A 7084-nucleotide genomic window follows, 5' to 3' on the forward strand; every position below is an offset into this window, starting at 1 on the left:
TCCCGAAAGCGTCAACAAGACACTGCCTACCGTGGCCGGGTTGGTATTTGCCCTTATATTCAATCCCTTGCCCTGGGTCGTGGTCAAATTAATCTGCTGGCCATTGGATAAATTAAACATGTCCACGTCCAAATCCGCATATACCAAGGTGAAGCTTGCAACAGCATTCTGTGGTACATCTTCCACAGTTATGACCACCGTTTGCGTATCCTCCAAACCTCCAGAATCCATCACCGTAAGTACCGCAGTGTAAATCCCAGCGACGGTATAGGTATGTGAGGGATTGGCTGTGGTAACAATCGCGGTACCATCACCAAAATCCCATGAATAACCAGAAACCCCGTTGTCATCCGTAGAGTTACTACCTGTAAAGTTTACAATCAAGGGGGCATTGCCATTTAAGGGTGTGGCACTGGCAACCGCATTGGGAGCCTGGTTGCCCCCACCCTGATCTACAATGGAAAAAGGAATTGTTAAAGTACCCAAATTGGTTCCGGTCTGACTTGATCCGCTAAAGGCTGTAGCACTAACGTTGTAATTGCCCAGGGGAAACTGTTGTCCATAATAATTCCCGCCGCTGTCACCTAACAGCGCATAGGGAGACACGTTCTCGTTCCTGGTTTTGTTCACCGGTCCCGAAAGCGTCAACAAGACACTGCCTACCGTGGCCGGGTTCGTATTTGCCCTTATATTCAATCCCTTGCCCTGTGTCGTGGTCAAATTAATTTGCTGGCCATTGGATAAATCGAACATATCCACGTCCAAATCCGCATCTACCAAGGTGAGGCTCACCACGCCATTTTGTGGTGGGCTTCCTACATTAACAACAATCGTATCGGAATCCTGAAGATCACCTTCATCCGTAACAGTCAAAACAACATTATAGCTACCAGAAGTATTGAATGAATGGGACGGGTCGGCCGATGATGATGTTGGGGTACCATCTCCAAAATTCCAACTATAGGCCACTATCCCCACATCGTCCGTTGAATTGCTACCTGTAAAGTTTACCACTAGTGGAGGAGTGCCAGACATTGGCGTTCCAGTCGCCAAAGCTACAGGAGCCTGATTGCCGTCCAAAGTACTTTCCAAAGCAATTGTAAGTTGATTGGATGATCCATAGTTAACTGTCAATGTCGCGATTTTACCTGCGTTCGAACCGTTAAACGACACTTCCACCATGTGTGTACTGTTTGGCTTCAACAACCCGTTTACAATCTTACCGGATACTATGCTGAATTCGCTGGCGTCCGGACCAGAGAGTTGCATGGATCTTACGATAACTCCCACGTTGCCCCCGGAAGTTCCAAGGGATATGTCCGTATTGGTTCCATTGTGGACCTCTACCGAACCCGGTGCCGTTAGTGTACTGGCTACACTAGGATTTCCTATTGGAGAATCCTCTCCCAAGAATTCCATATTTTTCTGATTGCCACCGCCTCTGCTCGGCGAACCGGCGATAACGAAAATGCCTTGTCCTGAGACAATCGCTTGAGTTCCATGACGTTCAAAGTTAAGGTCAGCTAGTCGGGTCCAACTCTCTGTGGACGGATCATACTCTTCCGTAATTCTTAGGGCATCGTCCGTGAGAACTCCATAGACCAGTTCGTCCTGAACCTCTCCCCCTATCACCACCAGTTTGTCATTGAATACTGCCACCGATGCAGCGGCCCTGGGCGTCGGTATGTTTTGGGCCGTAGGAAGCGTACTCCAACTACCAGTGCTAAAATTATAAACATCCACTTGGGGTATAACTGGTTTGAAAGTGCCACCGGTTCCACCAGACAAACGTCCGCCGGCCGCATAGAGCTTACCGTCAATCACAGCAGCATGAAAATGGTCCCTTGCTCGGGGTGCGTTTGCCAACTGGGTCCAGGTTCCCGTCTCAGGATCATACTCGTCAAACCAATTAACATAGCCCCCATTGTGCCCGATCGTGTTTCCACCCACAATATAGAATTTATCATTATAAACCACCAATCCTGTGGATCCCCGTTTCCTTGTGGATGGAATCTCAGGTCCCTGTATCCATTGCTGGACCGCCGGATCGAAGGCCCAAATGAAATCGGCCGGTACCTCGTTCGGGAAGATATTGGTCTTAAAAGCTCCGATTACCCATATCAGACCCTGGTATTCTGTAGCCTGGTAATGATTGAACTCTACGGGCGCGGAATTGGATAATGCAATCCAACTGTCACTGGCATAGTCGTAAACGTCCAAAGTTTTCGGGTTCTCACGGCCGCCCATTAAATAAAACTTATTTCCCGCCTGCACAAAGGAACACTCGTGACGGGCCGTATAGCCCTCGTTCTCATCCTTGTCACTCCACGAAAGATTAGAGTCATTAAATATGGTCCATGAAAACACCTCATTTACAGGGCTGGATCCTGGTTTCGAAACAGTAACTATAACGGAATGTACACCATCTCCATTAGGCCCACCATTAACTGCTGATGCATTTATGTTTCCAAAAATCAATCCATTTGTAGGTTCAATTTCTACACCGGAAGGTTGACCCGAAATACTAAAGTTAAAATTGGCATCCGGATCCCCTCCCGAAGCTGAGGTACCCAAACTGATTTGGTCGTTAATATTATTGTTTTGATTTGTTATTGGATTGACATTAATTGAGGGAAATTGTGAATTAGCACTTAATATTTCTATGGCAGATATTTTCGGCTGGTCTACACCTCCAATAGCTGCTAAAGAAGAAAAACCAATATTAAGGGTACCATCGATCAGGGTTACCGGAAAGGACTTTGTCACTAACGTTTCCGCCCCTACATCGGCAAGAATATCATAATTATCAAGGACCAGGGCCCCTTCTATATTTACGTCGAAGACCCTACTTCCAGTAGCTCCCGATTTCCCACCGGTAGCTCCCCAATATATCTCTGCGAAATGTAGTATTACTATATAATCATCATTTGCAAGTGGTATATTGTACGAAAATGTTTTCGATGGGGAACTACGCTCTGTTTGATACATTACAGGTACCTGTGCCGCAGCATTAGTATATGATTGTCCTCCAATAAAGTATTGATCTGACAGAAATACCTTGCCATTTGAATTGATTTGTAATCCTCCCACATTGATTCTTAAGGCAAAATTTTCATTGTCCGAAACTACCCTCAGAAAGTCCCATGTACCCTCTAACTCTACTCCCGATTCATTGGAAGTGCCAATAAGACCTACTGCAAGATCGGTCCCAGCCTGTTGGATGGCGGTCAGTACCGCTCCCTGGGCGGTGATGTTCCCCAGTGATTGCCGGGCGCCCCCGTCAAAAGCATATTCTAGAGCGATCTGACCGGTGGGCGGGTCCACCACAAAATAGAAGGCCGCCCCGCTGTTGGGCCTACTGCCCGTGGCCACAGCTAAGTTTATTGGTGCCTGGGGAAGGTCGTTGACCTCCTGTTGGACGGTTAGACCAGCCTTGGTGATCACAAATTTGATATAATCGGACTGTGTGCCGTCCCCGATAAAGATACCCAGTTCCCCGTTGGGCGTGGAGGCGTTACCGTACAACTGTTGGGGCGCGTTGAAGTTTACCACGTTCCCTGATACCGTGAATGTGCCCGTGGTCTGGTCCACCTGGACCCCGTACTGGAATCCCTTCTCCTGGTCGTTGCTGTTCCCTAGGGCGGTGCCCGAGGTCATCTGCATGGTCATCGCCCCGATCGCCCCCCCCAGGATATCGTTGGGGTTAGGGCCGTTGTCCGTATCGTCCAGCCAATTAAGCCAGTTCGGGTTGGCCGCCCCGTTGTTCATCATCCCGGTCATCCCAAGGCCCAGATAGCCCCCAAGTGCCGAATCAGAGAACAGTTCGTTGTCCACGGGCAACGTAAAGGCATCGCTGCCGGAAGTGGTGGGGTCGCCCAATTGGAAGGGGTCGATCGCATCCAAGATACCGTCATTGTCGTCGTCCGTGTCGTTCAGGTCGGAGACCAGGACCCCACCGGCCGATTTGTCGAAGTCGCTAGGCTGAGAACCACCATTGCAGGCGTCGGTCCCATTGTCCTCCTCGTCCTGATTTGCATATCCATCGCTATCATAGTCAGCGTTTGCATCATAGCCAGCCTCCCCGGGCTGTATGCAACTTACAAAATCCTGCGGCTCCATTACCACAATTGCAGAATTAAAGGTAGCTAGCCATATTGTACCAGGAAACGGATCCGTATCACTATTACAGGTTATGCCTAGAACATTTCCTCCAATTCCTGAAGCAAATGTAGAATTTAAGGCTTTCAAACTACCGTCAGGCTTCAATTGCACTCTCCGGAGTACTCCCCCATTTTTGCCTGCTATCAGATCGCCCTTCATGGCGTTATTGAAGTTGGAGGCCGTGTACTCGTCTATTCCGTTGGTATTGGTCCCCCATACCGTGACCAGTGCATCCACCGGGCCATCGGGGTTCGCTATGCCCGGGCCGCGCCAGTCGCCCTCGATCGGGTTGGCCTGGGCCACAGGGGGCCAGTTCGCGGGCAACGCTATGCTCGGATCATCGGTAAATCCCGGGCCGGGACTGCTCGGGTCATAGATAAGGGTACGGAACACCGCCCCGGATGTACCGTTCTGTGAAGGGTTCGTATAAAGGCCTGCCCCCGATGGGTTGGCCCTTATCGGGTTCGCGTGGCCACCATAAAAGCTGCCAAAACTATAGTTCTGGATGTCCGTGGTCACCAAGCTCAGGTGGTCCACATTGTTTATCTGTTCTCCCCCAGAAGAACTGCTGCTGCCGGGCTCCAGGGGATTATAATTATTGGTGACCGTTCCAGACATTCCCTCATTGTTAGGAAAACCGCCCCAGCCACCATTGGCACCGTTGTCCGTAACATAGACACTTCCGCTCTCGGTCAATACAAGGTCATAGGCGTTGCGGTAGCCAGGGGAAAAAATCTGCACAGGGCCTCCGGGTACGACCATGGCCTGGTTCAGCCCATCGTTACCGCCCCAGGGGTCGTTCACGTCCACCCCGTTATAGCCTGGCGTGCCAGGGTCGATAATACCGTTCGCATTGGCGCGGGTTGGGTCGTCAAGGGTTGGGATATCATAGATATAGCTCCGACCATTGTCGTTAATTATTGGCATAGCGTTGAGCATGCTCAGGTTTATCGATAGAACCGCCGCAGATAGAGCGTACTCAGAAGTATAGGCGAAGTTGGCCGAGGGAGACCCCGCATTGGTGTGCCCCCCTTGGGCCACTATTAGGTAGTCTGTGCCGTTGACGCTTACAAATTCCATGCCGTTGGTGGCATGGTTCTCCTCCGAACGGGGGAGGCCACGTATAAGGTCCACCACTGCCCAGGAACTCCCGTTCCAGGTAAAACGAGTAATAACACCCGAATTGGTATCAAGGCCAAGGTCCCCGTTGCCTCCACCGCTGCCTCCACCGATGCGGAAGTCGCTGGACGAGACATAGATAACAGGGTTGGCGGCAGTACCCGCAACCGTAAGACCTACCGTCTCACGCAAATTACTGGAAAATGTGGTACCGTTATCATTATGGTTTTTAATTCCCTGTATACCATTCAATATCTCTGTATTTAAAACTTCGTAATTGCCAGACCCATTGCGCAGAATTGTAAAGATCTTGATTAAACCTTCGTATTCTGCAACATAAAGTCTGCCGTCCGGTCCAAAATTCAAGGAAGTACCTTGATCAATGGATCCCATTCCATTAAAATTTATCGGGTTTTGAGAAAAATTGATTTGTGCACTTATCCTTGGAATACCAAATGCTCCCAAAAAAATAATAATTGACAGGAAGAAGAATCGAATATGATTAAAAAAGTAAAAGTTCCCCATTAGTTAAGGTTGATTTAAATTCAACAATCTAAAAATTAGGAGGAGCTTTCTGGGGGGAAATATTATTAAATATAAAAAGAATTAAAAATCCATAAAAAAAATGGTCTGTAAATCAGTTAAATTGGAGCATTTAACCGACTAAGTGTTAATTATATCGATTATAAACACTTAAATTTTTAAATACTTAAAAATGCCATGTAATCTGACCAACCAAACAATTTGATTATTCGACTTTCTAAATCAAAAGTATTTCTTCAATTATAAGAAAAGGGAGTAACCAATTTCTTGACTACCCCCTTTTCTATTTTAAAACAATTACTTAATTCTCTACCGCAAGTCTTACCGGTAATATAGTATCATTTTCCATAACCAATGTAATATAATATATACCATCCTGTAAGGTTGATATTGGAACTTGGTAATGACCATCGATCGATTGAGCTGCCGAAATACTACTGATATATTTCCCTGTAGAATCGTGTACATATATTTCCTTGACTAATAGCTCATCAGGAGCATTTATAATAAAGACATTGGCTGTCTCCTTCGCTGGATTTGGGGCGATAATCGCCTTCATTCTTTCCTCCGACTCAGGTTCCGTGACGGTTATAGTTATAAACTCTGTATCGGTCAGGAATCCATCAGAAACAGTTAACTCGACCCTATAAACACCAGGTTCCTCAAAAACGTGATCTGTATCGGCTGTCGAACTAGTAGGAGAACCATCCTTAAAATCCCATAAATATGACGTTATTCCTACATCGTCCATAGAATTGCTACCCGTAAAGGCCACTGTTAAAGGTGCTGAACCTAAATCTATATTAGCTGTAGCAACAGCTACAGGAGCGCCGTTGCTAGGACCCACGGTTACGTTCCAAGTAAAGGAAACCGTGGCAAACTCGGAAGGAGTGCCATCGTCAGTTACCGTTACCTCTACGGCGTAAGGATTATTGGCCGCTGCGCCCGTGGCAATAATACCACTGATAAGCCCTGTTGACGTATCTATGGATAGCCCCGTTGGCAATGTTATGGCTGAATAGGTCATACCGTCGTCCTCGGGATCACTGGCGGTAACCTGTAGGGAGACCGTCTCGCCCACAAGGCTGTTCTGGACTCCTGGATTGGTGACAATCGGTGCCTGGTTCACCGGAACATCCGTTACGTTCCAGGTAAAGGAGACCGTGGCAGACTCGGAAGGAGTGCCATCGTCAGTTACCGTTACCTCTACGGCGTAAGGACTATTGGTCGCAGCGCCCGTGGCAATAGTACCACTGATAAG

At 48.0% G+C, this 7084-nt stretch carries 2 protein-coding genes; both read right to left on the reverse strand.

The window, feature by feature from the left end:
• Nucleotides 1-5673: PKD domain-containing protein (locus MWU78_RS22075; RefSeq protein WP_247001954.1), on the reverse strand; the 5673-nt coding region annotated here is incomplete at its 3' end.
• Between the two features lie 451 nt (nt 5674-6124).
• The coding region (locus MWU78_RS22080) for a PKD domain-containing protein (RefSeq protein ID WP_247001956.1) at nt 6125-7084 on the reverse strand (960 nt) is incomplete at its 5' end.

It is taken from the genome of Arenibacter sp. F26102, assembly GCF_023015865.1.
Lineage (GTDB): Bacteria > Bacteroidota > Bacteroidia > Flavobacteriales > Flavobacteriaceae > Arenibacter.